The 26,076-nt window shown below is 49.6% G+C and carries 26 protein-coding genes; 11 read left to right on the top strand and 15 right to left on the bottom strand.

The features are described 5' to 3' along the window. Positions 1-159: 159 nt before the first annotated feature. A complete protein-coding gene (locus tag RSC70_RS15180) occupies positions 160-1,179 on the top strand; it encodes a LacI family DNA-binding transcriptional regulator (protein WP_040045257.1) in 1,020 nt (339 codons plus the stop codon). Here RSC70_RS15180 and tusA read toward each other — a convergent pair whose 3' ends face one another. Next, the gene (gene tusA / locus RSC70_RS15185; RefSeq protein WP_025797287.1) at positions 1,180-1,431 is read right to left on the bottom strand and encodes a sulfurtransferase TusA; all 252 of its coding nucleotides are present in this window, start codon (positions 1,429-1,431) and stop codon (positions 1,180-1,182) included. Between the two features lie 232 nt (positions 1,432-1,663). Between tusA and RSC70_RS15190 the strand changes: the two genes are divergently transcribed. The 3 genes from RSC70_RS15190 (at position 1,664) to RSC70_RS15200 (ending at position 3,534) form a co-directional block, all read left to right on the top strand. Beyond that, the gene (locus tag RSC70_RS15190) at positions 1,664-2,329 is read left to right on the top strand and encodes a 7-cyano-7-deazaguanine/7-aminomethyl-7-deazaguanine transporter (RefSeq protein WP_025797284.1); all 666 of its coding nucleotides are present in this window, start codon (positions 1,664-1,666) and stop codon (positions 2,327-2,329) included. Positions 2,330-2,405: 76 nt separating this feature from the next. Continuing rightward, complete coding sequence (locus RSC70_RS15195; RefSeq protein WP_332542940.1) at positions 2,406-2,864, top strand: GNAT family N-acetyltransferase; 459 nt, start codon at positions 2,406-2,408, stop codon at positions 2,862-2,864. 94 nt (positions 2,865-2,958) lie between these two features. After that, positions 2,959-3,534 (top strand): DcrB family lipoprotein, encoded by a 576-nt coding sequence (locus RSC70_RS15200; protein ID WP_040045254.1) that lies wholly within the window; start codon positions 2,959-2,961, stop codon positions 3,532-3,534. 39 nt (positions 3,535-3,573) lie between these two features. On the opposite strand, the gene RSC70_RS15205 is transcribed toward RSC70_RS15200, so the two are convergent. Together RSC70_RS15205 and RSC70_RS15210 are read right to left on the bottom strand one after the other, a co-directional pair. Then, the gene (locus RSC70_RS15205; protein ID WP_332542941.1) at positions 3,574-5,250 is read right to left on the bottom strand and encodes an AsmA family protein; all 1,677 of its coding nucleotides are present in this window, start codon (positions 5,248-5,250) and stop codon (positions 3,574-3,576) included. Between the two features lie 135 nt (positions 5,251-5,385). After that, the gene (locus RSC70_RS15210; RefSeq protein ID WP_040045252.1) at positions 5,386-6,795 is read right to left on the bottom strand and encodes a nucleobase:cation symporter-2 family protein; all 1,410 of its coding nucleotides are present in this window, start codon (positions 6,793-6,795) and stop codon (positions 5,386-5,388) included. A gap of 234 nt (positions 6,796-7,029) precedes the next feature. Between RSC70_RS15210 and gltS the strand changes: the two genes are divergently transcribed. After that, entirely contained in the window at positions 7,030-8,244 is a 1,215-nt protein-coding gene (gene gltS, locus RSC70_RS15215) for a sodium/glutamate symporter (protein ID WP_040045251.1), read from the top strand. A gap of 125 nt (positions 8,245-8,369) precedes the next feature. Here gltS and recG read toward each other — a convergent pair whose 3' ends face one another. From recG to gmk, 5 genes are read right to left on the bottom strand one after another with little or no spacing between them, the layout of a single operon-like run. Next, positions 8,370-10,451, bottom strand: a complete 2,082-nt coding sequence (recG, locus tag RSC70_RS15220; RefSeq protein WP_282815133.1) for an ATP-dependent DNA helicase RecG — start codon at positions 10,449-10,451, stop codon at positions 8,370-8,372. 2 nt (positions 10,452-10,453) lie between these two features. Further along, a complete protein-coding gene (trmH, locus tag RSC70_RS15225; protein ID WP_332542942.1) occupies positions 10,454-11,146 on the bottom strand; it encodes a tRNA (guanosine(18)-2'-O)-methyltransferase TrmH in 693 nt (230 codons plus the stop codon). Between the two features lie 4 nt (positions 11,147-11,150). Next, a complete protein-coding gene (gene spoT, locus RSC70_RS15230; RefSeq protein ID WP_025797268.1) occupies positions 11,151-13,250 on the bottom strand; it encodes a bifunctional GTP diphosphokinase/guanosine-3',5'-bis pyrophosphate 3'-pyrophosphohydrolase in 2,100 nt (699 codons plus the stop codon). A gap of 19 nt (positions 13,251-13,269) precedes the next feature. Beyond that, entirely contained in the window at positions 13,270-13,545 is a 276-nt protein-coding gene (gene rpoZ / locus RSC70_RS15235; protein WP_004094076.1) for a DNA-directed RNA polymerase subunit omega, read from the bottom strand. A gap of 54 nt (positions 13,546-13,599) precedes the next feature. Continuing rightward, entirely contained in the window at positions 13,600-14,223 is a 624-nt protein-coding gene (gmk, locus tag RSC70_RS15240; protein ID WP_025797264.1) for a guanylate kinase, read from the bottom strand. A gap of 272 nt (positions 14,224-14,495) precedes the next feature. Between gmk and ligB the strand changes: the two genes are divergently transcribed. Continuing rightward, positions 14,496-16,226, top strand: a complete 1,731-nt coding sequence (gene ligB, locus RSC70_RS15245) for an NAD-dependent DNA ligase LigB (protein WP_332542943.1) — start codon at positions 14,496-14,498, stop codon at positions 16,224-16,226. On the opposite strand, the gene RSC70_RS15250 is transcribed toward ligB, so the two are convergent. The 3 genes from RSC70_RS15250 to RSC70_RS15260 form a co-directional block, all read right to left on the bottom strand. Beyond that, positions 16,153-16,770, bottom strand: coding sequence for a trimeric intracellular cation channel family protein (locus RSC70_RS15250; RefSeq protein WP_025797260.1), 618 nt, complete (start codon positions 16,768-16,770; stop codon positions 16,153-16,155). The two genes, ligB and RSC70_RS15250, sit on opposite strands and share 74 nt — an antisense overlap. A 200-nt stretch (positions 16,771-16,970) precedes the next feature. Beyond that, complete coding sequence (locus RSC70_RS15255) at positions 16,971-17,903, bottom strand: LysR family transcriptional regulator (RefSeq protein WP_234618860.1); 933 nt, start codon at positions 17,901-17,903, stop codon at positions 16,971-16,973. Between the two features lie 134 nt (positions 17,904-18,037). Next, positions 18,038-18,913, bottom strand: coding sequence for an NAD(P)-dependent oxidoreductase (locus RSC70_RS15260; protein ID WP_304183851.1), 876 nt, complete (start codon positions 18,911-18,913; stop codon positions 18,038-18,040). A 272-nt stretch (positions 18,914-19,185) separates the two neighbouring features. Here RSC70_RS15260 and RSC70_RS15265 point away from each other — a divergent pair, with 272 nt between their 5' ends. Next, the gene (locus tag RSC70_RS15265; protein ID WP_130986918.1) at positions 19,186-19,626 is read left to right on the top strand and encodes a DMT family transporter; all 441 of its coding nucleotides are present in this window, start codon (positions 19,186-19,188) and stop codon (positions 19,624-19,626) included. Positions 19,627-19,631: 5 nt separating this feature from the next. After that, positions 19,632-20,096: a DMT family transporter gene (locus RSC70_RS15270; protein WP_332542944.1), complete on the top strand. Its 465-nt coding sequence runs from the start codon at positions 19,632-19,634 to the stop codon at positions 20,094-20,096. Positions 20,097-20,172: 76 nt separating this feature from the next. Here RSC70_RS15270 and RSC70_RS15275 read toward each other — a convergent pair whose 3' ends face one another. Then, on the bottom strand, positions 20,173-21,036 hold the full coding sequence (locus tag RSC70_RS15275; RefSeq protein ID WP_040045246.1) for a YicC/YloC family endoribonuclease: 864 nt from the start codon (positions 21,034-21,036) through the stop codon (positions 20,173-20,175). Between the two features lie 226 nt (positions 21,037-21,262). On the opposite strand from RSC70_RS15275, the gene rph reads away from it, so the two are divergent. Then, positions 21,263-21,979, top strand: a complete 717-nt coding sequence (rph, locus tag RSC70_RS15280) for a ribonuclease PH (RefSeq protein WP_043490059.1) — start codon at positions 21,263-21,265, stop codon at positions 21,977-21,979. A gap of 112 nt (positions 21,980-22,091) precedes the next feature. Next, positions 22,092-22,733, top strand: a complete 642-nt coding sequence (gene pyrE, locus RSC70_RS15285; protein WP_332542945.1) for an orotate phosphoribosyltransferase — start codon at positions 22,092-22,094, stop codon at positions 22,731-22,733. A gap of 60 nt (positions 22,734-22,793) precedes the next feature. Here the strand turns inward: pyrE and slmA are convergent, their stop codons facing one another. The 3 genes from slmA to coaBC form a co-directional block, all read right to left on the bottom strand. Next, complete coding sequence (gene slmA, locus RSC70_RS15290) at positions 22,794-23,390, bottom strand: nucleoid occlusion factor SlmA (protein ID WP_025801518.1); 597 nt, start codon at positions 23,388-23,390, stop codon at positions 22,794-22,796. A gap of 97 nt (positions 23,391-23,487) precedes the next feature. Further along, positions 23,488-23,946, bottom strand: a complete 459-nt coding sequence (gene dut / locus RSC70_RS15295; RefSeq protein WP_025801517.1) for a dUTP diphosphatase — start codon at positions 23,944-23,946, stop codon at positions 23,488-23,490. Next, positions 23,924-25,138, bottom strand: a complete 1,215-nt coding sequence (coaBC, locus tag RSC70_RS15300; protein WP_332542946.1) for a bifunctional phosphopantothenoylcysteine decarboxylase/phosphopantothenate--cysteine ligase CoaBC — start codon at positions 25,136-25,138, stop codon at positions 23,924-23,926. The genes dut and coaBC overlap by 23 nt, the downstream gene beginning before the upstream one ends. Before the next feature lie 178 nt (positions 25,139-25,316). Here coaBC and radC point away from each other — a divergent pair, with 178 nt between their 5' ends. Next, positions 25,317-26,003 carry a RadC family protein gene (gene radC, locus RSC70_RS15305; RefSeq protein WP_040045242.1) on the top strand — a complete coding sequence of 229 codons (687 nt, stop codon included), beginning with the start codon at positions 25,317-25,319 and terminating at the stop codon, positions 26,001-26,003. Positions 26,004-26,076 lie beyond the last annotated feature (73 nt).

The following is a 26,076-nucleotide window of genomic DNA, read 5'->3' on the forward strand; positions in this document are numbered from 1 at the left end:
CCCCCTAAAATCGGACTTAAGTGTCCAGTATTAATGTAAAATATTTCATCTTTTAGCCTCCTGCTTTGCCTGAGGAGGCTATTTCCCCAACCTTATCTCATCAGTTCCCCTGTGGTTATGCTAAATTTGCCTAACCGTTGAATTTCAGAGGAACACGTCGTGAGCAGTCAGGGAATCCGCGCTACCATCAGTGATGTCGCCAAGGCCGCTAAAACCGGTAAAACTAGCGTTTCGCGCTATTTAAATGGCGAACAACACCTGCTGTCCGACGATCTCAAACAGCGTATCGAACAAGCCATACAACGCCTTAATTATCGCCCAAGTCAGATGGCTCGCAGCTTAAAGGGTGGGCAAACTCGCCTTATCGGCATGATTATCGCCGATATCACCAATCCCTATTCTGTAGATGTTTTGCGCGGCGTTGAAGAAGCATGCCGAGTGCAAGGCTTCACTTTGCTGGTGTGTAACACCAACAACGAAATCAATCAGGAGCAGCATTACCTTGAGCTGTTAAGCAGCTATCGCGTTGAGGGATTAGTAGTTAACGCGGTGGGAATGCGTGAAGAAGCGTTATCTAAGCTACAACAGTCTTTGCTGCCCATGGTACTGATTGACCGAAAAATACCCGACTTCTCCTGCGATATGGTGGGGTTAGACAATCATCGCGCAGCCACTGAAGCGACTCGGCATTTAATCGAGCAGGGTTTTGAAGCGGTGATGTTTTTAAGTGAGCCGCTGGGCTTGGTCAATACTCGGCTTGAGCGTTTGCATGCTTTTCAAAGCACGATGGCAGAATGCCCTGAGCTGATCGCCTGCCATGCCGAAGTTGTACTTAACAAAGGTGAACTTCTGGATCAGGCATTGAGCCAGTTTTGTCATCAGCATCGTGGTATGCGTAAAGCCGTAATGTCTGCCAACGGTGCACTAACCCTTCAGGTGGCTCGTTCCCTGCGTCGTTTAGGCCTTAACTGGGGCAGTGATATTGGTTTACTTGGCTTTGATGAACTGGAATGGGCAGAGCTGGCAGGGGCGGGGATAACCACGCTTAAGCAGCCGACCTATCAGATCGGCTACGCTGCGCTAGAGCTATTAGTGAACCGCATCCAAGGCGACGCACAGCCTACCGTTGAGCAAAAATATCCGGGCGAGCTTATCGTGCGGGGCTCGACGTTGCGTTAATTAGGCGGAAGCCCCTTTACGTAACAAATAGCGATAGGGCGCTTGTTCGGTTTCTTGCGCAATCAGTTGATGATCCATAAAACGACAGAAGCCCGGAATATCACGGGTGGTTGCTGGATCATCCGCGATGATCAGCAGTGTTTGTCCATCATCCATATGGCGCACGGTTTTACGCACCATCATCACAGGCTCAGGGCAGCGAAGCCCAAGTGCATCCAGCGTTTTATCGGGATTAGCGAAAAGATCGGTCATGGTTTTTCTCTGAAGGCCGATTTGCGCAATCGTACTGGCGAAGGGCTACGGCTGAGTGAAGTTTAAAACGCCTCTAGTTTACCTGCTGAAAAATAGTCTGCAAGAGACGTGAACGTTTGCGTTAAAATTAACCATTGCATGTGGAAATTATCGCGGTATCATCCGTGCCGCATCTCAGATGCACACATTTTTTATTGGGTTCCCTCACCCCAATCTCCAAAAAGGCCAAAATATGTTTGATTTTACTCCGCAACAGCGGATGAAAGCCCTTTGCTGGCTTTCTGTTTTTCACGTTCTGATTATTACGTCCAGTAACTACTTGGTGCAGTTACCGATCTCGATTTTCGGTTTTCACACCACGTGGGGCGCATTTACCTTCCCGTTTATTTTCTTGGCAACAGACCTCACCGTCCGTGTGTTTGGCGCGCCTTTGGCTCGTCGAATTATTCTGGCAGTTATGGCGCCTGCGCTGCTGATTTCATATTGTATTTCAGCGCTGTTCTTTCAGGGCGAGTGGCAAGGTTTTGCCGCGTTGGGCGAATTTAATGTGATGGTGGCACGTATCGCAACCGCAAGTTTCATGGCCTATGTTCTTGGGCAGATCCTTGACGTGCATGTCTTCAACCGCCTGCGTCAGCGCAGCGCGTGGTGGGTGGCACCGACGGCTTCAACGCTGTTTGGTAATATCAGCGATACCTTGGCATTCTTCTTTATCGCGTTTTACCACAGTACAGACCCCTTCATGGCCGCTAACTGGGTTGAGATCGCGCTGGTGGACTACACGTTTAAACTGCTGATCAGCCTGATTTTCTTCCTGCCAATGTATGGCGTTATGCTCAACGTGGTTCTGAAGTATCTCTCGGCTAACCGCCAAGATCCGCATCCACAGCTGAATTAAAAAACGTATCGCGATGCCGAGAAGCGCTTTTTCTCGGTATCGTATATGCTGATGTCCCTGAGCTTCGGAGGATGTCATGCCCTCGATTAACGTCAAACACGCCACCGTTGAAGATGTTCACCATCTTTATAACTTACTGCCCGAATTCTCCGCGTTACATAGCCTACAAGATTTAATTAACCGACTGAATAATAAAGAGACTTGTATATTAGTCGCCTATAAAAATGAAAAACCTGTCGGTTTTAAGTTGGGTTATGCGCTTAGCGACACCACTTTCTATAGTTGGTTAGGTGGTGTACTTCCTTACTCTCGCCGCGACGGAATAGCCCAAGTCCTATTGCATACACAGGAGGATTGGGCTTTAAATCATGGGTATCAGCGTATCGAAGTGAAAACCAGAAACTGTTTTCCAGCTATGCTGATAATGCTCATAAAAAATGGCTACCAGTTATCTGAGCTAGAAGTGGCTGACAACATAGCCGATAACCGAGTCCGACTGGTGAAGTGTCTAACGCACGGAACCAATGATAAGTAGCGAAGCTACAATATGTTACTTGCATTTAGTGCACCGATAAGGTGCGATACGTTTATTGGTCAATCGAGACGTTAGGACAATAGAAGGAATTACCATGCGTAATTTAGTGAAGTTTATGGGAGTGGGTTTGCTCGTGGCAGGACTTGCCGCGTGTGATGGCCAGTCGACTGATAACACCACCTCTGCGGCCAAAGGATCTACACCGGTAGAAGCTAGCGTACCTGCCGGAGAGAACATTAGCCTGCTTAACGGGAAAGTGACCTTTACGCTGCCGGCTGGCTTAACTGACCAAAGCGGTAAGCTAGGCTCTCAATCAAACAGCATGCATGTTTACGCTAATAAGAGCGGTCAGCAGGCGATCATTGTGATTATGGCTCCGTTACCGGCAGACAGCCTGAGCACATTGAGTGGTCGTTTGGTTGAGCAACAGAAATCTCGTGATCCAAGCCTGAACGTGCTTTCCGATAAGAGCATTGAAGTGAGTGGGCAGCAAGCTCAGGAAGTAAATAGCCTGCAAACGGCCAAAGGCCAAGTTTCCTATTCCAGCATCGTACTGGCTAAAGCCGGCGATCAGCTGATGACCATGCAGGTATCTCTGCCGGGTGAAAATCAGCAGGAAGCGGCTAATATTGCCAACGGTGTGATTAATACTCTGAAGATTACCGAGTAATTTTTGCAAAGCCCTCCCTGTGTAGGGAGGGCTAGAATGTTAGTTTACTACGCCGTTAACCATCTTCTGCGTAACCTGTTGCCCACTCGCATTCTGTGCGCTTAACGTGGCGTTTACGCTAGGCTTAAGCGGTGCATCACCGGTCAGCACGCCTTGTAATCCTAGCTGCATATTGACGTCTCCTTTAATCGGCAACGCTGGCCATCCCCACTCCACCAGTTGATCGGCAGGGACTGCTTTCCCCTTAAGATCCAAACTGAGCTGGCGTCCAGACTGGGTGAGCGATGCAGTCGCTTCTAAAATTCCCTTTTGTGATAACGCGCTGAGTTCAGTGACGCTAATTTGCTGGTCGTTCGCGTTCAAGCTAATAGAAAGCCGTTGCAGATCGACCTTATTAAACGTTGCGCCGCTAGCGTTGAATGTTGCTTGGCCGTCCCATAGTCCAAACAGGCGGTTATGGACTAAGCGAACGTTGCTGCCAAAGCCATCCAGCGCGGTGATTTGGAAAGGAAACTCAGGGTTGATATCGACAATCAGATTTCGGCTGCTGGAGAACTTGGTGACTATCACATCGTTTAGCCAGGTCGGCAGCGGTGCATGCCAGATATCACGCCAATTTTGCGGTAGCGTATATTCCAAGCCAACGAGCGTAATTTCGTCAAGGGTAAGTTGTTGGTTACTGCGCAACCAGCTGCCGCTTGCTCGAAGTAAACCGCCTTCCCAGCGAGTGCTTAACTGTTTTATTGCGACTCCCGCATTGGAAAGATCGGCGCTAAAGATAGGCTCAACAAAGTGCACATTGCCCACGATGATATCGTTAGCATTAAAGGCGATAGTCCCTTTATCACTTTGCCAATTGCCGTTGTTCCACGTTACACCGTTCAATTCACCGTCTAAATCACTGAGCGCCCAGCCAGCCCCTTCCAACTTGGCATCGGTAATACTCATTTTCCCCAGCGTGATTGCCGGAAGCTGCTTCAGCGGCGCAAAGAAAGCGTCTAGAGATTGGCTCGTCTGCCAGTGGAGATTGCTTAGGCGTAAGTTATTGATTACCCAACTCCCATCGGCTTTGCGTACCCCGTCGGCAGTGGCTTGTCCTTGGGCAAATTCAGCACCAGCGTTGCTTATTGTTAGCTGCCCTTGCTTATCACTACCTTGGATCAGTACGTTCTGTGCAGGAATATCATTTAGCGTTAGTTTGCCTGCGCTGAACTGGAATTGGTTGTTTTTGCCAAAGATTTGCCCTGAGACGGGCTGCCACGGTGAAATATAGCCGTTGACCTGAGACGCGTTAAGTTTTTGTTGAGGCTCATTTTGTTGCACCTGCATATTGAGCATGCGCAGGCTTTGGGCCTGAATTGGCAGTGCAGTTTGAGCCGTGGCTGAAAGCGTTAGCGATCCATTTTCGAGCGTGACGCTATCGAAATCTTTCGGTTCGGTTAGCTGGCGTACGCTGAGCGATAAACTGATTTTTTCAGCGCGTAGAAAAGGAGGCTGACCAGCGTTAGCGAGCGTGACATCGTGTAATGTCATTTCAGCGGGGTCGCGAATGTCGTGGTGTATTTTTCCAAGCGACAATCGATATTGGGTATTTTCATTCACCCAAGTGCTGATGTGGCGGGCGCCCCACGTGGTTTGTGCAATCACATAAGCCACAATACCCAGCGCGATGATAATCGCGAGCAGGATTAAAAGTAGTTTTCCAATAAATTTCACGGCATTAGTCCTTCAGGCCAAAGGTACTTTAGTTTATGCCGTATTAAGTAGGATGGCTCAAGGGATGAAATGTAAACACCAATAAAAAAGGCCGAATGCAGAAACATCCGACCTTTTTCAGCCATTTATGCGGTATTAATCTTCGTGTGGGAAAACCAGATTTAAGACAATGGCAGTAATACCGCCAGCCGCAATGCCTGAAGACAGCAGGGTTTTCATCCAATCCGGCGCGAATTGTAAAATCAACGGCTGCTGAGAAACCCCTAAACCAACGGCTAAAGAGAGCGCCATAATCATAATGGCGCGGCGGTTTAATGGTTCACGCGAGACAATACGCACGCCAGATGCCGCGATAGTGCCGAACATCACGATGGTGGCGCCGCCTAGAACGGGCTCAGGGATGTGCTGCACAAAACCCGCCACAGCAGGGAACAGACCTAAAACAATCAGCATGAGGGCGACCACAAAGCCCACATAGCGGCTTGCGACACCGGTTAGCTGGATAACGCCGTTATTCTGGCCAAAGCAGGAGTTAGGGAAGGTATTAAATACCGCCGACAGCATCGAGTTAAGTCCGTTAGCGAGAACGCCGCCCTTCAGTCGCTTCATGTAGAGCGGGCCAGAAACGGGCTGCTCGGATACGTCAGAGGTCGCCGTAATATCGCCGATGGTCTCTAAAGACGTCACCATAAAGACCAGCATCAGCGGGATCAGCAGATTCCAGTCAATGCCCAAGCCATAATAGAGCGGCGTTGGCACCATCAGCAGCGAGGTGGTTTTTTCCATATTGCTGGTGTCTGGCAGCATCCCCATCGCCCACGCCAATGCGTAGCCAACGGCCATGGCGATCACCAGTGAAGAGACACGCAGATAAGGGTTGCGCTGGCGGTTAAGCAAAATAATGACCACCAGAACGGAACCGGCCAGCATCAAATTACCCGGTGCACCAAAGGTGTGATCGTTCATGGCGCTGTAGCCACCGCCAATAGAAACCAAGCCGACCTGAATTAGCGATAAACCGATGATCATGACCACTACGCCTGAGACCAATGGCGTAATAATTCGGCGTGCTAGGTGCAAGAAACGCGACAGGATAATCTCGGTGCAGGAAGCCAGCATTAGCGTTCCAAACAGCGTCGCCATCATCGTCGGGATATCGGCACCGCCGTTTTTCAACGCCATTCCGCCCATAATCAGAGGGCTGACAAAGTTAAAGCTTGTTCCCTGAATAGATAACAAACCCGAGCCAACAGGGCCCCAAGTTTTAATCTGCAAGATAGACGCTAGCCCTGAGGCAAATAGTGACATGCTGATAATGTGTTGCGTGTCCTGTGCCGGAAGACCTAACGCCTGACAAATCAGTAGTGCGGGTGTAATAACTGCCACAAACATGGCGAGTAAATGTTGGCAGGCAGCGAAAAGGGTTTGCGGGAGAGGTGGACGGTCTTCGAGACGATATATCAGCTCACTTTTGGTCGGCGCGGTAGCGCTAGGCTTCGCGGTTGAAGAGTGAACTTGGTCGAACTCAGTGGATGGCGTGGTCATAATCCATATTCCAGAAGCAACAATGCACGCATTTTAATGATAGTCGTCACAAAAGCAATCGGTTGCGCATAAATTTACCTAAAAAGGATGAGACTTTTGGGTCGCATTTTTTGCTAAAGAAACTTGCCCAAGCGTTACGTTTTGCTTTCTAATTAAGCGTTTATCATTTTTTAGATAACAGTGAGAAAATTATAATTATTTGAAATAAATACAATTATTACATGGAGTAATAAAATGATTCATCTGGACGTTTACGGTACGCTAGTCGCGGCGACCTTGGTGCTTCTGCTCGGGCGCCAAATGGTACAAAAAATCCCTTTCCTAACGAAATACACTATTCCTGAACCCGTTGCTGGCGGTTTGCTGGTGGCGCTTGGTTTTCTGTTGCTTAAGCAAACCACGGGCTTTGAGGTCAGTTTTGACATGTCCCTCAAAGATCCGTTGATGCTCGCCTTTTTTGCCACCATCGGCCTTAACGCAAACTTAGCGAGTTTGAAAAAAGGCGGCAAAGCGTTAAGCATTTTTGTTTTTGTGGTTGTGGGTTTACTGCTGGTACAAAACGCCATTGGTATTGGCATGGCGAAAATGCTGGGTCTTGATCCCCTGATGGGGCTATTAGCGGGCTCTATTACGTTGTCGGGCGGACACGGTACGGGCGCGGCGTGGAGTAAAGTTTTCAGCGAACGCTACGGGTTTGAGAATGCGACTGAAGTTGCCATGGCATGTGCCACCTTTGGCTTGGTGCTCGGTGGATTGATTGGCGGGCCAGTTGCTCGTTATTTAGTGAAGCATTCGTCTACGCCCAACGGCACGCCGGACGACACTGAAGTCCCAACCGCGTTTGAAAAACCCTATAGCGGCCGAATGATCACGTCGCTGGTGTTAATTGAAACGCTGGCTTTGATTGCGATCTGTTTAACCGTAGGCCATGTCATCGCTGATTTCCTCCGCGGGACGACGTTCGAGCTGCCAACGTTTGTCTGCGTATTGTTCGTTGGGGTTGTGCTGAGCAATACGATGCATGCGGTTGGTTTCTATCGCGTGTTTGAGCGTGCGGTATCAGTGCTCGGAAACGTGAGTTTGTCGCTGTTCTTGGCTATGGCGTTGATGAGCCTGAAACTGTGGGAACTCGCTTCACTGGCGCTGCCGATGTTGGCCATTTTGCTGGTTCAAACGCTGGTGATGGCACTGTACGCTATTTTTGTAACCTACCGAATTATGGGAAAAAACTACGATGCCGCGGTGCTAGCCGCAGGCCATTGTGGTTTTGGCTTAGGCGCAACGCCAACGGCGATTGCTAATATGCAGGCGATTACCGATCGTTTCGGTCCATCGCATTTGGCTTTCCTCGTAGTGCCTATGGTTGGTGCGTTCTTTATCGATATCGTTAATGCGATTGTGATCAAGCTATACCTGATGCTGCCGGTATTTCCTGCGGTGATGGGGTAGTTTTCGGTTATCTCGATCTGACCCCACCCCAACCCTCCCCTTCGCAGGGGAGGGAGCAGTTTGGTGATCTCGAGCAGCGCCTGCCCCTGAGAAGGGGGGGAGGCTGGGAGAGGCTTTACACGAGATTATGCGTTGGTATATCGGCTGCGTTCAGGCAGCCAGCGCTCGATAAGTGCCTGCGCATGTTCTGGGTAGTTTTGATGAATATGGCGAGCAATGCGCTGAACTTCAGGAATAAGCGCCTGATCGCGTAGCAAGTCAGCTACCTTAAATTCGGCGCTACCGGTCTGTTTGGTTCCTAATAGCTCACCGGGGCCACGAATTTCTAAGTCTCGTTGAGCAATTACAAAGCCATCATTGCTATCACGTAATACCTGTAGACGCTTTTGCGCGGTTTGGCTCAGCGGCGTTTTATAAAGCAGAACACAGTGTGATGCCACGGCTCCACGACCGACGCGGCCACGCAGCTGGTGTAACTGTGCCAAACCCAATCGCTCAGGGTTTTCAATGATCATCAGGCTGGCGTTAGGCACGTCAACGCCAACTTCGATTACGGTAGTGGCGACCAGCAACTGAGTTTCACCCGCCTTAAATGCCCGCATCACTTCCTGTTTTTCTGCCGCTTTCATACGCCCATGTACTAACGCGACCTTAATTTCAGGCAGAAGTAGCTTGAGCTCTTCTGCGGTCGCCTCTGCGGCCTGAGCTTCCAGCATCTCTGATTCTTCAATCAGCGTGCAAACCCAATAAGCCTGTCGGCCCTCTTTTAAACAGGCATTTTTAACGCGCTCAATGACATCGGCGCGGCGTGAATCTGGAATAGCAACGGTGGTCACCGGCGTTCTGCCTGGCGGAAGCTCATCAATAACTGACGTATCGAGATCGGCGTAGGCGGTCATCGCCAGCGTGCGCGGGATAGGGGTCGCAGTCATAATTAACTGATGAGGATGAAAACCTTGTTCTTCGCCTTTTTCCCACAGGGCAAGGCGCTGATGTACGCCAAATCGATGTTGTTCATCAATGATGACCAGTGCCAAGCCAGAAAATTGCACCTGATCTTGGAAAATGGCGTGCGTGCCCACGATCATATCGACTTCGCCACTGGCAATAGCTTCCATCTGTGTCTGACGCGCTTTGCCCTTCTGTTTGCCTGCAAGCCAGCCCACTTTCAATCCTAGCGGTTCAAACCACTGACGAAAGTTATTGGCATGCTGCTCGGCAAGCAGTTCGGTGGGAGCCATTAAGGCGACCTGTTTGCCATGGGCGATAGTTCGCAGTGCGGCAAGTGCGGCAACTAAGGTTTTACCCGATCCCACGTCGCCTTGAACCAAACGCATCATAGGGACAGGCTTCGCCATATCGGCTTCAATATCAGCCACTACGCGCTCTTGCGCACCCGTTGGTTTAAAGGGCAAAGAGGCCAACATCTGGTTTTTGAGACGGTCATCCACAGAAAGCGACAGCGCTTTATGGCTTTGCGCTCCGGCTCGTACCGCAAGCATGCTGAGGTTATGAGCCAGCAGTTCTTCTAAAATTAAACGGCGTTGAGCGGGATGTTTACCATGCTCTAGATCGGCAAGCTGCATATTTGGCGGTGGACGATGCAGCATACGCAGCGCATCTGGCAGGCTCATTAACCCTTGGCGCAGTTCATCGGGCAATAATTCTGCGATGGGCACCGTGTCGAGCAATGCTAATGCTTGGTCGGTTAGCTTACGCAACGTGGCCTGACGAATACCTTCGGTAGTGGGATAAACCGGCGTAAGGGCTTCTTGCAGCTCAACGTTCTCGGTTTCACCCTGAATTTTATATTCAGGATGGATAATTTCTGCGCCTAGGTTACCGCGTTTGATTTCACCGTAGGCTAAAACATGCTTACCGGCAGAAAGGCTATTCTTCATCGCTGCGTTAAAGTTGAAGAAGCGCATCGTCAGCAGACCGGTGCCATCGCTAATCTGACTGGTCATCATGCGTCGGCGGCCAAAGCTAATATCGGTGCGCAGCACTTCGCCTTCTACGGTCGCAAAAATGCCGGGTAGAAGATCGTTAATAGCATACAGGCGGGTGCGGTCTTCATAGCGCAAAGGCAGATGCAACAGCAGATCTTGGATATTCTCCAGACCAATTTTGGCGAGTTTACCTGCTTGGCTGGCGCCAACGCCGGCTAAAGAAGTTAATGCGATAGCATCCAGCAAGCGGCCTTTCATCGTTAGCCTTTAGTTGACTGCATGGCATCCCACCATGCTTGAGGGGCGTCGATTTGCCCTTCGTGATCGATACGTGGGCGCGGCAGTTTCTTGCGTTTGGCAACGTTGGCCAACACGGGATATCCACCTTCCCACAGTAAACGCTGTTGGTCTTCTTCGCTCAGCGGGCTGTGTTCGCGTTGATACATGCCTGCATTTTGGCGCTGGCGCTGGGCTTCATACAATATGAGCGCTGAAGCTACTGAAACATTGAGCGACTGAACCATGCCAATCATGGGAATAATAATGTCTTGATCGGCCAAGGCGAGTGCTTCAGCCGTGATCCCGTGTTTCTCTTGCCCCATCAAAATGCAGGTCGGACGCGTGTAGTCTATTTCGCGGAAATCAACGGCGGTGCTGGAGAGGTTCGTTGCCAGAATTTGCATGCCTTCAGACTTTAACGTCGAAACCGCTGAAGAGATATCTGGATGCGTTTTTACTGATACCCAGCTGTTGCTGCCTGCTGCGGTAGAGACCATGGTGCGCATGCTTTTTCCTGGCCATACGGCATGGACTTGATGCACACCCACGGCGTCAGCCGTGCGGATAACGGCTGAAACGTTATGCGGTTTGTGTACTTGCTCCATACAGACGGTAAGATCCGGCTGTCGGGTGGCAAGCATCTGACAAATCCGCGCATAGCGTTGAGGAGTCATAGAATTAGTTTCGGTTGCGGTTAACTTTAATCACATCCGGCATGATACGAATTTTACGCATGATATTCGCCAGATGGACGCGATCGCGAGTGGTCAGGCGGATAAAGGCGCTGTAAACCCGGCCATCTTTCTCTTCGGTATTCATGCTTTGAATATTTGATGCGGTGGCATTGATTGCAGCCGTCAGATTCGCCAGTGCGCCCTGATGGTTAAACATATCCACTTTGATTTCAGCAATGAATTCCTGCTCGATGTCTTTATCCCATTCCACGGCCATAAACTTCTCTGGCTCTTTTTGATAGCCACGAATATTACGACAAGACTCGTGATGAATGACCAGGCCTTTACCTGGGCTCACGTGCGCAATAATCGGATCGCCTGGAATTGGACGGCAACATTTGGCAAAGGTGAGCAGCACACCGTCAGCACCTTTGATAGGCAGTTTACGTCCTGAGCTTGAGCTGCTTTGCTGCGGATCGCCTAACAGATTTTTCGCCACCACCACGCTCATGGCATTGCCTAGGCCGACTTCGGCCAATAGGTCATCCATCGAATGAAGTTTCATGCGATCCAATTCGCGCTGAATATTCTCTGGAGGCAGATCAGACAGCTTACGTCCGTTGCCGAGCGCGTGATTTAACAGACGACGGCCAAGGCTTACGGAATCATCGCGCTTGAGGTTTTTCAACATCTGGCGGATTTTAGCGCGCGCTTTGGAGCTGACGACGAAGTTCAGCCATGCTGCATTTGGGCGAGCGCCTGGAGCAGTAATGATTTCAACGTTTTGCCCGCTGTGTAGCGCCTGAGACAGTGGATATGGTTGTCTATCAACGCGCGCACCTACACAGGCATGGCCGATGTCGGTGTGTACGGCGTAAGCAAAATCGACCGGCGTTGCTCCCGCTGGCAGTTCGACAATGCGACCTTCCGGCGTGAACACATAAATTTCGTCTGGGAACAGATCGGACTTAACGCTCTCAATGAACTCGAAGGAGCTACCTGCGCTTTGTTGCAGTTCGAGCAGGCTTTGCATCCAGCGTTGTGCACGAATTTGCGCCGTGGTGCTGGATTCACCTTCTTTATAGGCCCAGTGAGCTGCAACACCCATCTCTGCCATTTGATCCATGTCTTCGGTGCGAATTTGCACTTCGACGGGAACACCGTGCGGGCCAATCAGCGAGGTATGCAGCGATTGATATCCGTTGGCTTTAGGAATGGCAATATAGTCTTTAACGCGACCCGGGCGCGGCTTATACAAGCTGTGCGCCTGACCTAAAACTCGGTAGCAGGTGTCTACATCCTTGACGATCACGCGGAAAGCGTAGATGTCCATAATGGAGTGAAAACGCTGCTCTTTGAGATGCATCTTGCGATAAATCGAGTACAGGTGTTTTTCTCGACCGTTGACGTGACACTCAATCCCCGCTTCGGTGAGACGACCTTCAATCTCAGAAAGAATCTTCTGAATCATCTCTTTACGATTACCACGAGCGGCTTTCACCACTTCTTTGATAACGCGATAGCGGTTTGGATAAAGGGCTTCAAAACCCAGCTCTTCAAGCTCCGTTTTTAGGTGATGGATACCTAAACGATGTGCTAGAGGGCTATAGATTTCCAGCGTTTCACGCGCAATGCGGCGACGTTTATCTGGGCGCAAAGAGCCCAGCGTGCGCATGTTGTGCGTGCGGTCGGCAAGTTTAATCAAGATCACGCGGATGTCCTGCACCATCGCCATGATCATTTTACGGAAGTTTTCTGCCTGAGCTTCTTTCTTGTCACGGAATTTCAGCTTATCCAGCTTTGACACACCCTCAACCAGTTCGGCAACGCTTTTGCCAAACAGTTGTTCCATATCTTGATAGGTGGCGGGCGTGTCCTCAATGACGTCGTGCAATAACGCCGCCATCAAGGTTTCATAGTCGAGGCGCATTTCTGCAAGAATGCAGGCTACCGCGACCGGGTGAGTTATGTAAGGCTCACCGCTGGAGCGTGTCTGTCCCTCGTGCGCATCGCGCGCGACGAGGTATGCCTGTTTAAGGCGCTTAATCTGCTCTTCTGGCAGGTATTTTTGAATCAGCAGATTCAGGCTTTCAAACAGATACAAAGGCAGCTCTTCGTGTTAATTAACGACGGCCTTCAGCAATCGCGGTAACCGCTTGGATCTCTGCGGCTTCCTGCTCTTGCTGCTCTTGGCGCTCACGGACATCGAGGATCTGGTTATTGATCAAACCTTCTTCGATTTCGCGCAGAGCGATAACGGTGTACTTATCGTTTTCTTCTGGTACTAACGGATCTTTGCCGCCAGACTGCATTTGGCGCGCCCGACGAGCAGCGACCAACACCAGGTCAAAACGGTTACCAATTTTCTCTACAGCGTCTTGAACAGTTACGCGTGCCATAAATGTGCTACTCCACAGGTGAAGAAATGACTGGGCATGATACTGAAAGAGTCTTCAGTCTGCCAACAATTTGGTTATTAACGCGTCATGTCGCATTTTCTGGCGACCTAAACGCAGGCGTTCAGCGCGGATAATGGTTTTGAGATCGGATAACGCTAAATCAAAATCATCATTCACGATGAGGTAATCATATTCGGCATAGTGCGTCATCTCGGCAACGGCTTGCGCCATGCGTTTGGCGATGACTTCTTCGCTATCCTGACCACGACCGCGTAAGCGGCGACCTAATTCATCTTTCGATGGTGGCAGAATAAAAATGCTGCGTGCCTGCGGCATTTTCTTACGAATTTGTTGTGCGCCCTGCCAGTCGATATCAAGGAAGACATCCACGCCGGTCGACAAAATCTGCTCAATCGCTTTACGCGATGTGCCGTAATAGTTGCCAAATACTTCCGCATGCTCAAGGAAGGCGTCTTCCCCAATCATTTGGCGGAATTCGTCATGAGAGACGAAAAAGTAATGCTCGCCGTGATTTTCGCCAGGACGTTTAGCACGAGTGGTGTGCGAAATCGAAACCTGTGTATCGTACAACGGCTGAGTTTTCAGCAATGCCTGAATCAGGCTGGATTTTCCTGCCCCGCTTGGCGCGGAAACAATATATAGCGTGCCTTGAACCATAGTGGGTCTTATTGATGTCGTTCGTGTTAAAAGAACAAAAGAAAGATACAACTCCCCGTAGTATACACGGCTACTCGCCGTGATGCAGCGCCCACTTTCAGTCTACGGCGTGAATTTATTTGTCATCTCTGCGTATTGCGAGCCTGTTTGCAAAAAAAGTGCAACCTCTTGTCGGCTATTAAATCTCTGATGAATCCGTTTCGCAAAGGCCAGCAAGACCGCTGGAATACTGCCCTGCTTGCGTTTTAATTGCCGCAAATAGGAGGTGACATATGGCATGGAAAATATGGATTGCGCTACTCGTGTGGTTTGTTTCCGGTTTTAACCGAGGCTGGGCTCAGCCTCTTTGTCCACAGTGGACTGCCGAACACGGAGCTCGTGAGATCAATGCTTTGCAAAAGCAGATCGCGAAGTGGGATGAAGACTATTTTCTACAGGGCTCATCGTCGGTACCTGATGAAATATATGACCAGATGTCCCAGCGGTTGAAAACATGGAAGCACTGCTTTGCCCAAGTAAATCTAAATCAAGTGGCGCTCGAACCGCCTAGTTTAGGCAATACACTTCGCCATCCCGTGGCGCATACGGGCCTGAATAAATTAGAAAATGCGGCTGCGGTGCAGGCGTGGTTACAGGGTAAGAAAGGCGTTTGGGTACAGCCGAAAATTGATGGCGTGGCAATTACGTTGCATTACCAGCGTGGGCATTTAATCAATATGATCAGCCGTGGCGATGGTCTGAAGGGGCAAGATTGGAGCAAAGCCGCGATGCTTATTGCGGCTATCCCTAAAAAAATTACTGATGAAAGTGCCGATGTTGTGTTGCAAGGAGAGTTATTCCTGAAGGTGACCGATCATCAGCAAAAAAGAGACGGCGGGATCAATGCTCGGGCAAAAGTAGCAGGGGCGATGAGGTTAAAGGTTTTGCCTCCTGACACCGCCGCACAGCTGGATATTTTCATCTGGGGATACCCCGATGGCGCGGATAATATGCGGCAAAGATTAAGCTCATTGACGCGGTTGGGGTTCCCGCTGGCAGGGCAATATACCCATGCGGTCGCAGATATTGGTGCCGTTGAGCATTGGCGCGACTATTGGTATCAACACGCTTTGCCTTTTGTCACCGATGGCGTGGTGTTGCATATGAATCAACAGCCCGCTTCATCGCTGTGGCAGCCGTCACCGCCGGGATGGGCCGTGGCTTGGAAGTATCCGCTGAAATCCCAAGTTGCTGAAGTTAAAGACGTGCAGTTCAGTATTGGGCGCAGTGGGAGAATCAATGCCATCCTGCTGATCGATCCTGTGATGGTTGATGATAAACGCGTTAGCCGTGTGAGCTTAGGTTCTGTGATGCGTTGGCGGCAGTGGGATGTTCAACCCCATGATCAAATTTCGGTAGTGTTGGCAGGGCAAGGCGTTCCCCATTTAGAAAAAGTGATTTGGCGTAGCCCTGACCGAGTCATCATCAATGCGCCTGACCAAAATAAATACCATTCATTAAGCTGTTGGCACTACACGCCAGACTGCGAGCAGCAGTTTGTTGCGCGCGTAGTGTGGATGGTTCAAACCTTGGGCGTTTCAGGTGTTGGGGAGGCTTTCTGGCGAGAATTGGCGCAGCACGGATTGTTATCTGACGTGGATGCTATTTTTCGGCTGACTGAGGCTGATTTAATAAAGACGGGCGTCGGCGTAAATCGAGCTCGCACGTTTAGCGGTGAGCTCGAAAAAGTGAAGGTGGCGCCAACAATAACGTGGCTGAAAGCGTTGGGGATGCCAAATACGTTGGCCAGCTGTGGCCTAGAAAGCATCGATTGCCACCTTTCATCGGCTCAAGAAAAACAATATCAACGGATCTGGCATAACACAGAGTGGCTTGAGCTTGTTGCGCGATTAAGGCAGCAGGGCGTTGCTGCCTTTAATCAATTTTCTATTAGTGATCGGGTTGCTGATAGTCAAAAACCGGCAGCCCTAAGCGGAAGCGCAGCGCCAGTAAACGCGCCGTGAAGCCAGCAAATAGCGTAATCATCACCGTGAGATCTTGCGGGATAGAGAAATAAAGTAATCCCATATAGAGCCACGCGGCGGCAAAAGAGATCCCTGCATACAGCTCTTTTTGGAACACCAACGGGATGCGATTACAGAAGAGATCACGCAGTACACCACCAAAGACGCCGGTTACAACGGCAGCGATAGACGCGATGATCGGTCCATGTCCCATCTCTAACGCGACCTGGGCACCGATAATTGAAAATACGACGAGCCCAACGGCATCTAAAACTAAAAAGAGTTTACGTAGATGCGTCATTAACGGTGCAGCCCACGTTGTGACAATGGCGGCAACGGCAACAATAACGATGTTTTCAGGATGTTTAACCCAGCTCAAAGGATAGTGGCCTAGCAGCATGTCACGAACAGAGCCGCCGCCAATGGCTGTGGCAGAAGCAATGATAATAACGCCAAACATATCCATTTGACGGCGGCCAGCGGCAAGTGCGCCGGTCATGGCTTCAGCAGTGATCCCAACAATATAAAGAATACTCAGTAACATGACCCAACAACCTTTTAGAGCTGAAATGAGATAACAGAGCATGCAGAGTAGTGACTTGCGGTGACTATCTCGACTGAGTTTTTCTAAAGGGTAAGGTTTCGAATTAATATATCTATGTCAAAAAGTGATCTTAATGCTGAATATATAGGCTTTATTTTATTTTAATTATTTATAATAGATAAGAATTTATAATTCGAAAATCAAACATTATCCCAATAAGCCGGTGTTCCAAATTTATGGACAAAGAAATCAATGACAACGCGTACTTTAAGCGGAAGTCGTCGGCTTTGCGGATAGAGAGCCGCTAGCTGCTGGGGCTCTAGCCTCGTGGATACAGGGTATTTCTCCATCAAACTCACCAGACGACCATCTTGTAATGCGTCTCCCAGTAGCCATGTTGGGAATACTACGATCCCTAAACCTTGGATCGCTGCATCTAACAGTGAATCGGCGTTATTTCCGGTGAGGGAACCATGCAGACTGTAAGGAACCCATTGATTTTTAATGTGGAAAAACCACCTTTGTGCTCCTGCAAAGCCCTTAAATACGATGCAGTTATGATGTTCTAATTCTTCAGGCGTGGTTGGGATCCCAAAGCGATGTAAGTATTCCGGACTCGCAGCGATGCGATAGTTTTGTTGGGCTAGCACTCTGCCTTGCAGATTGGAGTCTGACAAAATACCGATACGAAACAGAAGGTCAGACGCATCTTGCATCGGATCGACAAAATTATCTGTTTGCACCAGTTCAACGCAAAGCTTGGGGTATTTTTGGCAGAGCTCAGGAATATAGGGCGCAATATGCAGTCGACCAAACACCACCGGAGCGTTGATGCGTACAAGCCCCGCAGGTTCAAGCTTCTTTTCCTGCAACGCTTGTTCGGCTTCTTCGAGTTGCTCAAGGACTCGTCGAGCGTATGTTGCTAATAGCCGGCCACTTTCTGTTGCGGTGACCGCGCGGGTGTGGCGGTACAAGAGCTGTTGATTAAGCGCTTGTTCCATCAGCTGCATTTGGCGTGAAATAGACGATGGCGCAACGCCTTCTTTGCGGGCAACCTCCGAAAAACTGCCGTGATCGAGAACGGCAACAAACAATCGTAGGGCTTTTATGTTGAGTTCATTGAATGCTTGCATGCTGTGCATATTCCGCAAAGGTATTTTATCTATGGTGCGTTTTTGTGAAAGGCTTTGCTAGTGGGCTACCACGAGATTCCCTCTCCACGGCGGAGAGGGGCGGTACTACTACGATATCAAGGTGTTACGTTAAACTACTTTAAACCACTGCGACGGGCGGAGACATTGGCCAGAGCTGACCAATCAAGATTACCGTCGCCTTGAGCGATAGCGTCAATGAAGTTATCTCTTAACACGCTAGCGAATGGCATGGGTACGTTTTTCTCTTCGGCAGCTTGTTGTGCCAAGCGAACGTCTTTCAAACCAAGCGTTAGCTTGAAGCCTGCGGGGGTGTAGCGTTCTTCAGCAATCATGCCGCCATAGTTTTTGTATACGGGAGCCGAAAACAGCGTACTGGTCAGCATGTTGATAAAGTCTTTAGGCTCAATGCCGTGCGCTTTAACCAACGCTGCGGATTCCCCAACGGATTCAATGACGGTAGCAAGCATGAAGTTTGCCGCGAGTTTCACCGTGCTGGCCTGTTCTGGATTATCGCCGAAGTGCCAAGTTTTTTGACCTAATACATCGAATACAGGCTGTACGCGGCGGAGTTGATCGGGTTCTCCGGCGGCTAAAATATTTAAATTCCCTGCGGCTGCAACGTCGACCCGTCCTAATACGGGGGCTGCAATGTAATGAATGCCTTTTTCTGCGCAGTAGCTTGCCATCTTACGCGTGAGGTCATTAGAAACCGTTGCCATATTGATATAGACCGCCCCCGCTGCTAACGAATCTAATGCGCCCTGTGCGATCATCACATCATGGGTAATCGCATCGTCGGCTAGCATCGAAATAACAACCTCGCTTCCTGCGATATCAGCAGGGCGTTGGCAAAGCCTTGCGCCATCGTTAACAAGTAGGGTTGCTGCGGCTGGGCTACGGTTCCATACAGCGATTTCATAGCCTGCTTTTAGTAGGTTATGCGCCATAGGCTGGCCCATAGAGCCCAATCCAAGAAAAGCGATCTTCATGAGTTACTCCTAGTTATTGTCTTTTGGTGTGATTGCAGGTTCCGGCTATTTCTATATCCCCACCGTAGAGTTTCAGGAAAGGTGAGTCAAATCACTCCATGCTGTGCGTAATTCGCAAAACTGTTTAGCGACTCATGCTGTTTTTCGAAAGGTAAAGGTGATTGATAATGATCCCCATCGGATTTAGCGGCTTTTCGCGAATCGTTTGAATTATGCGGAGTGAGTAATAGATGACACAGCCAGAGCGACGTAAAACAGCTCATTCAGGCTCAATGAACGGCGCCTATATTCCATTGGTCATTATGGCGGGTATGGGGCTTTCCGTTGAAGCTGGTTTGCTTGGGCCACTCGGTGAAGAGGTGGGGCATTTATGGGCGACGTTGAGCATATTTGGCGTAGGTGCCGCCCTACTGTTTCTTATCTCGCTATTAACCGGGAGGCCGACAGAGCATCGCTCTTTCAGCTCGCTTCCTCGTTGGCAGCTTACGGGCGGTCTATTAGGGCCGGTATACGTCATTATGTTGACGCTAGCGACGCCGGTGATTGGTGTCGCAATGACGATGATTGCCATTCTGTCAGGCCAGGTCGCGAAAAGTTTATTAATCGATCATTTTGGATGGTTTGGAATCTCGCGTAAACGTGTGGGTGTGCAGCGCCTACTCGCATTAGCGCTCATTGTAGCGGCTTTGATTCTTATCGCTGAGGGGGCGTAACGACGATGGGACATATCATAATGTTGGGGCTGGTTGTTTTGGCTGGTGCTGTTCTGAGCATGCAGGCCGCTATCAATGGCCGCCTAGGTGAAAGCGTTGGTGTGATACGCAGCAGCCAACTGACGTTTGTCGTTGGTGCAGTTTTTAGCGGATTGCTGATTTTCTTTTTCGAGCCCACACATTCTCAGACCTTGCTTACGGTACCTAAATGGCAACTAGCCGGAGCATTGTTTGGCATGTTTTATATGTTAGTGATGGTGGCGTCAGTACCGAAAATTGGCGTTGCGACGGCTACGGTGGCGGTGATTTGCGGGCAACTGTCGATGGGAATGATGATTGATACTTTTGGATGGTTTGGCAATCAGGCAATAGGTTTTTCCAGCAGCCGTATGGCCGCTCTAGTTTGTCTAGCTTTGGCTCTGGTATTGATTTATCGCAGTAACCAAGCAGCAGAACAATCCGTAGAGTGATTGTTTATGAGAAATGAAAAAGCCCGGTTCTACGATTGTAGAACCGGGCTTTTGTTTGTTGAGGCTGGGCAGAAAATTACTCGATGTTTTGAATCTGCTCGCGCATCTGTTCGATCAATACTTTCAGTTCGATAGCGGAGGCGGTGACGTCAGCATTGATAGACTTAGATGCCAAAGTATTTGATTCACGATTGAATTCTTGCATCATAAAGTCGAGACGACGGCCTACGGCTTCTTTCTTTTTCAGAATGACATAGGTTTCTTTGACGTGCGCTTCGAGGCGATCCAGCTCTTCTGCAACGTCAACGCGCTGTGCCATCAGAACCAGTTCTTGTTCGAGACGGTTATTTTCCAACTGAACCTGAGCGTCTTCTAGCTTGCTCACCAAGCGTTCGCGCTGCCACTGTAGGATTTCAGGCATCTGCTGGCGAACCTTAGCCACTTCAGCAGATACGCCTTCTAAACGCTGCTCGATCATCGCTTTTAGGGCATTACCTTCACGTTCGCGGGCATCGATAAAGTCATCAATAGCAGATTCCAGTGCTGCCATCAGCTCGGTGCTGATAACGTCCAGATCTTGTTCGGCGGCAGACATCACGCCCGGCCAGCGCAGAACTTCCAGTGGATTAATCTCACCTTCGTCGCTTTGCATTTTGACCCAGTTCGCGGCTTCAACCAGCTGTTTTGCCAGTTTTTCGTTCAGGATCATGGAGCTTTGTGCGCTTGGGTCGAGCTCAAAACGCAGGTTACATTCGATTTTCCCGCGAGTTAAACGCGTACGCAGTCTTTCACGCACCACAGGCTCTAGGCTGCGGAACTGTTCCGGCAGGCGAATATAGGTCTCAAGATAGCGCTGGTTAACGGAGCGTAGCTCCCAAGCTGCGCTGCCCCAGTTGCCTTTAATTTCACGGCGGGCGTAGGCTGTCATGCTGCGGATCATTTTGCGTACCTGTAAAAATGAATGATGTCAGGATTATAGCCCCGCACTGCCTGCCATGATAGGCATAAGCTCACGAACATGGCATATCGCTTTTGGTTGATGAGAAGAGGTGGCTGATGTCTTTATCAATAGCCTTTCGTTGGCGGGCTTGCTGCAACTCAAATTAATTTGGGTATAATGCGCAGCCACATTGAAATAAATATGAATGCTAGCCGGAGACAAGCTTATGCGTCCAGAAGGCCGAACTGCCGAACAAATCCGCCCGTTAAAACTGACCCGTAATTACACTAAACACGCTGAAGGGTCTGTGCTGGTGGAGTTTGGTGAAACTAAAGTGTTGTGCAACGCCACCGTTGAGGAAGGAGTTCCGCGCTTTCTAAAAGGTCAGGGACAGGGCTGGGTCACGGCTGAGTATGGCATGTTGCCACGTTCCACCCATAGCCGTATGGCGCGTGAAGCGGCCAAAGGTAAGCAGGGCGGTCGTACCATGGAAATTCAGCGTCTGATTGCGCGCTCTTTACGTGCTGCGGTTGACCTGAAAAAACTGGGTGAGTTTACCATTACGCTGGACTGCGACGTCATTCAAGCTGACGGTGGTACCCGTACTGCATCGATTACCGGTGCCTGCGTGGCATTAGCTGATGCGCTGAACGCCTTAGTCGCTGCCGGTAAACTGAAAGCCAACCCGATGAAGGGTATGGTTGCCGCGGTGTCTGTGGGTATCGTTGATGGTCAGGCAGTATGCGATCTGGAATATGTTGAAGATTCTGCTGCAGAAACGGACATGAACGTTGTGATGTTGGAAGATGGCCGCATGATTGAGGTGCAGGGTACCGCAGAAGGCGAACCTTTCAGCCATGAAGAACTTCTCCAGCTACTGGCACTCGCCAGAGGCGGGATAGAGGAAATTATCCAAGCGCAGAAAGCGGCGTTGGAAAATTAATTTTTTTAGGCGACTTGTTAGTCGCCTTTTTTATGCCTGCAATTTGGCATGAGAAAAACGGTTGTACCCACGAGTGAATTATTTAATTACCGACAATGAAGGAGATGCACGCATGAAAGCCTATCAGCGCCAGTTTATTGAGTTCGCGCTAAGCAAGCAGGTATTGAAGTTTGGCGAATTTACGCTGAAATCAGGCCGTACCAGCCCATATTTCTTTAACGCTGGCCTGTTTAATACTGGGCGCGATCTGGCATTGTTGGGGCGTTTCTATGCCGAGGCTTTGGTTGATAGCGGCATTGATTTTGATTTGCTGTTTGGCCCAGCTTATAAAGGCATCCCTATTGCAACCACCACGGCGGTGGCGCTGGCAGAACATCATGATCGTGATTTACCGTATTGCTTTAACCGCAAAGAAGCTAAATCTCACGGTGAAGGCGGGACATTGGTGGGGAGTCCACTACAGGGCAAAGTCATGCTGGTGGATGATGTGATTACTGCGGGCACCGCAATTCGTGAATCAATGGAAATTATTCAGGCCCACAATGCTAAGTTAGCCGGTGTGCTGATTTCGCTCGATCGCCAAGAGCGCGGTCGTGCTGATATTTCTGCGATTCAAGAAGTTGAGCGTGATTATGGCTGTAAGGTGATTTCAATTATTACCTTGAAAGACCTGATCAGCTATTTGGAAGGGAAGCCGGAGATGGCTGAATCCTTGGCGTCAGTAAAAGCTTATCGTGAGCAGTACGGCGTTTAAGTGATAATGACCAAGAAAAACGGCCACTAATGAGTGGCCGTTTGTGTTTATGCTTTTAAGCTATTGAAGTTGGCTTGCCAACAACGGCCAGCGCAAATCGAATTCCTGCGTTGGGCGGTAGCGGAACTCTGAACGCACAAAGCGCGACAGCATGCCTTCACAGAAGGCTAAAAGCTGTCCTGCAAGCAGCGTTTCATCGTGAACAAATCCCTGACCCTCACGAATTTTTCTCTCTTTGAGCACCTGTCGGATTTGGGCTTCAATACGCTCAAATAGCTGATTGATGCGCCCTTGAAGGCGATCTTGTTCAAACATCAAGGCATGACCGGTCATAATGCGGGTCAGCCCCGGATTGCGTTCTGCAAATCCTAGAATCAACAGCAGAATAAGACGAAGCCTATTAAAGGTTTCTTTTTCATCCTGCATGATGAGGTTAATGCGGGTGATCAGACTGTCTTCGATAAACTCGATAAGACTATCAAACATCCGCGTTTTACTAGGAAAATGGCGATAAAGTGCAGCTTCTGAAACACCCACGTTCGCAGCAAGTTTTGCAGTAGTAATGCGTTGGCTACCGTCGCTGGATTCCAGCATTTGCGCCAGCGCCTGCAAGATTTCCTCGCGACGGTTCCTTTTCGTATTTTCTTTTTCTGCCATGCCAGACAAGATCCTTGCTAAGCGGTGATAACGGGCACACCAAACAGTTAGCCACCTCAGAGTGGCTTATTGGTTTTTTTGTAGCGTGGTAAACGACTTATTGGCGACCTGAGTGACCAAAGCCACCTGCACCACGTTCGCTCTCGTCGAAAGATTCGACGAGATTGAAGTCTGCCTGTACCACAGGGACTAGCACCATCTGAGCAATTCGTTCACCCGGCTCAATGGTAAAGGTCGTTTGACCGCGGTTCCATACGGAAACCATCAACTGACCTTGATAGTCAGAATCGATCAAGCCGACCAGATTACCCAATACGATCCCGTGCTTATGGCCCAAACCAGAACGAGGCAGGATGATTGCCGCTAGGCTAGGATCTTCAATATGAATTGCCAGTCCGGTTGGTAACAGAGTGGTTTCACCCGGTGCCAAAATGACGGCTTCATCTAAACAAGCGCGTAGGTCTAGACCCGCAGAACCTGGAGTTGCATAGGTTGGCAATGGGAATTGTTCACCGATGCGGGGATCTAAAATTTTAACGTCTATTTTTTTCTTCATAATGGCTGACAATCTCGTCAATTAAATAGTGGCCCAACAAGGACTTATTGCTGAGTGGCAGCTGCTTATCGCCCTGCGGCCAAAAAAGGTGTAAGGCATTGGTATCGGTGTTAAACCCTTGCCCTTCTTGGGAAACATCGTTCGCACAAATCATATCCAGATTTTTACGTGCAAGTTTTTGCTTGGCGTATTCTTCCACATTCTGGGTTTCGGCGGCAAATCCTACGACATAAGGGCGATGCTCAGTCAGGGCTGCAACACCGGCCACAATATCAGGGTTTTTCACCAGCTTAAGTGTGATTTCATCGCCCTGTTTTTTTATTTTTTCGTCGCAAATTTGCTCGGCGCGATAGTCTGCCACCGCTGCGCAAGAAATGAAAATTTGATGTGTGGGAACCTGAGCAAGTACCTCTGTTTGCATTTCTAATGCGCTTTCCACGTCGATACGCACTACACCTTCAGGTGTTTTTTGATTCACGGGCCCGCTCACCAGTGTGACTTTAGCGCCACGTTTTGCGGCGGCAGCAGCGATAGAAAAGCCCATTTTCCCTGAACTATGGTTAGTGATGAAACGTACAGGATCTAGAGCTTCACGGGTTGGACCCGCAGTGATAAGAATGCTGTATGGTGCGAGATCCTGCTGCTGAGCAAAATGCGCTTGAATCATCGTGACTAACACCATTGGGTCGAGCATGCGGCCAGGACCTACATCGCCACAGGCTTGGCTACCGCTGTCTGGACCCCAGAGCTGTAAGCCTCGGCGCTCTAGCGTTTTTAGATTCTCTTGCGTGGCCGCAGCGCGATACATCTGCTGGTTCATCGCTGGGGCAATTGCAATAGGTGCAGCGGTTGCTAAACATACGGTGCTGAGAAGGTCATTCGCCATTCCGGCGGCAATGCGCGCTATTAAATCAGCGGTTGCTGGTGCAATAACGACCAAATCAGCCCATTTGCCGAGCTCGATATGCCCCATCGACGCCTCTGCTGCCGGATCAAGCAGGTCGTCCGATACTGGGTAGCCTGAAACAGCTTGTAAGGTTAGCGGGGTGATAAACGCTTCAGCGCCTTTTGTCATTACCACGCGAACCTCTGCGCCACGTTCTCGCAGTCGACGTACTATTTCTGGGCATTTATATGCAGCGATGCCCCCGCTGATGCCTAATACAATGCGTTTGCCTGTCAGTGCAGTCATGGTGTTGTTCCATTCGAGGCAGAAATTAGCGTGATTTTACCATAAGCGGAGAAGATGACATGCGTTGCAGTCGTTGCGATCGTTTTTTGCGCACTTCTTCGCATTGATGGTGTTTGGTACTCGACGCCATTTTAGAAATTGAGATGATGGCTTAAACCTATCTTGTGAGTTTTATTTCATGGAAGAAAGCGTTGCAACAGCGTATTGGCCATCAATGCTGGCCCCAAGAGAAAAACTATTATCCTTAGGGCGTGAATCGTTATCCGATCAGGAGCTACTGGCGATATTTTTACGTACAGGGACGAAAGGGATTAATGTGATGGCGTTGTCATCACATTTGATTCGCGAATTTGGCTCAATATATAGTCTGATGCAGGCCGATTACGATAGTTTTTGCTCGAAACCAGGCCTTGGTATCTCTCGATATGCACAGTTGCAGGCCGTGATGGAACTGTCAAAACGATTTTTGCATCGGCAGCTTACTGAGCAAAGTGTCATCAATCGACCCGAGTTAACGGCGCTATATTTGCAAAATGTGTTCTCTGGATATGAGCGAGAAGCCTTTTTTGTCTTATTTTTAGACAACCAGCATCGCGTAATTCGCTCTGAGGAGATGTTTTCGGGTACTATAAACTGTGTGGATGTATATCCACGCGAAATTGTGCGTGGTGCGCTTAAGGTAAACGCCGTTGCGTTAATCCTCGCACATAATCATCCGTCCGGAATAGCAGAGCCCAGTGCAGCAGATCGTGTGCTCACAGAAAGAGTGGTGAAAGCTTGCGCACTATTGGATATCCGTGTGCTCGATCATATGGTGATCGGTCACGGCCAGAGCGTGTCTTTTGCTGAAAGAGGGTGGCTTTAAGCTTTTTTTTCGCGATCCTTTGGGATCTTTGCTGTTCGGGTCTTGAGCACTTACGCTTCAGAGCGTATACTAC

Source organism: Hafnia sp. (assembly GCF_036648275.1).
GTDB lineage: Bacteria > Pseudomonadota > Gammaproteobacteria > Enterobacterales > Enterobacteriaceae > Hafnia > Hafnia alvei.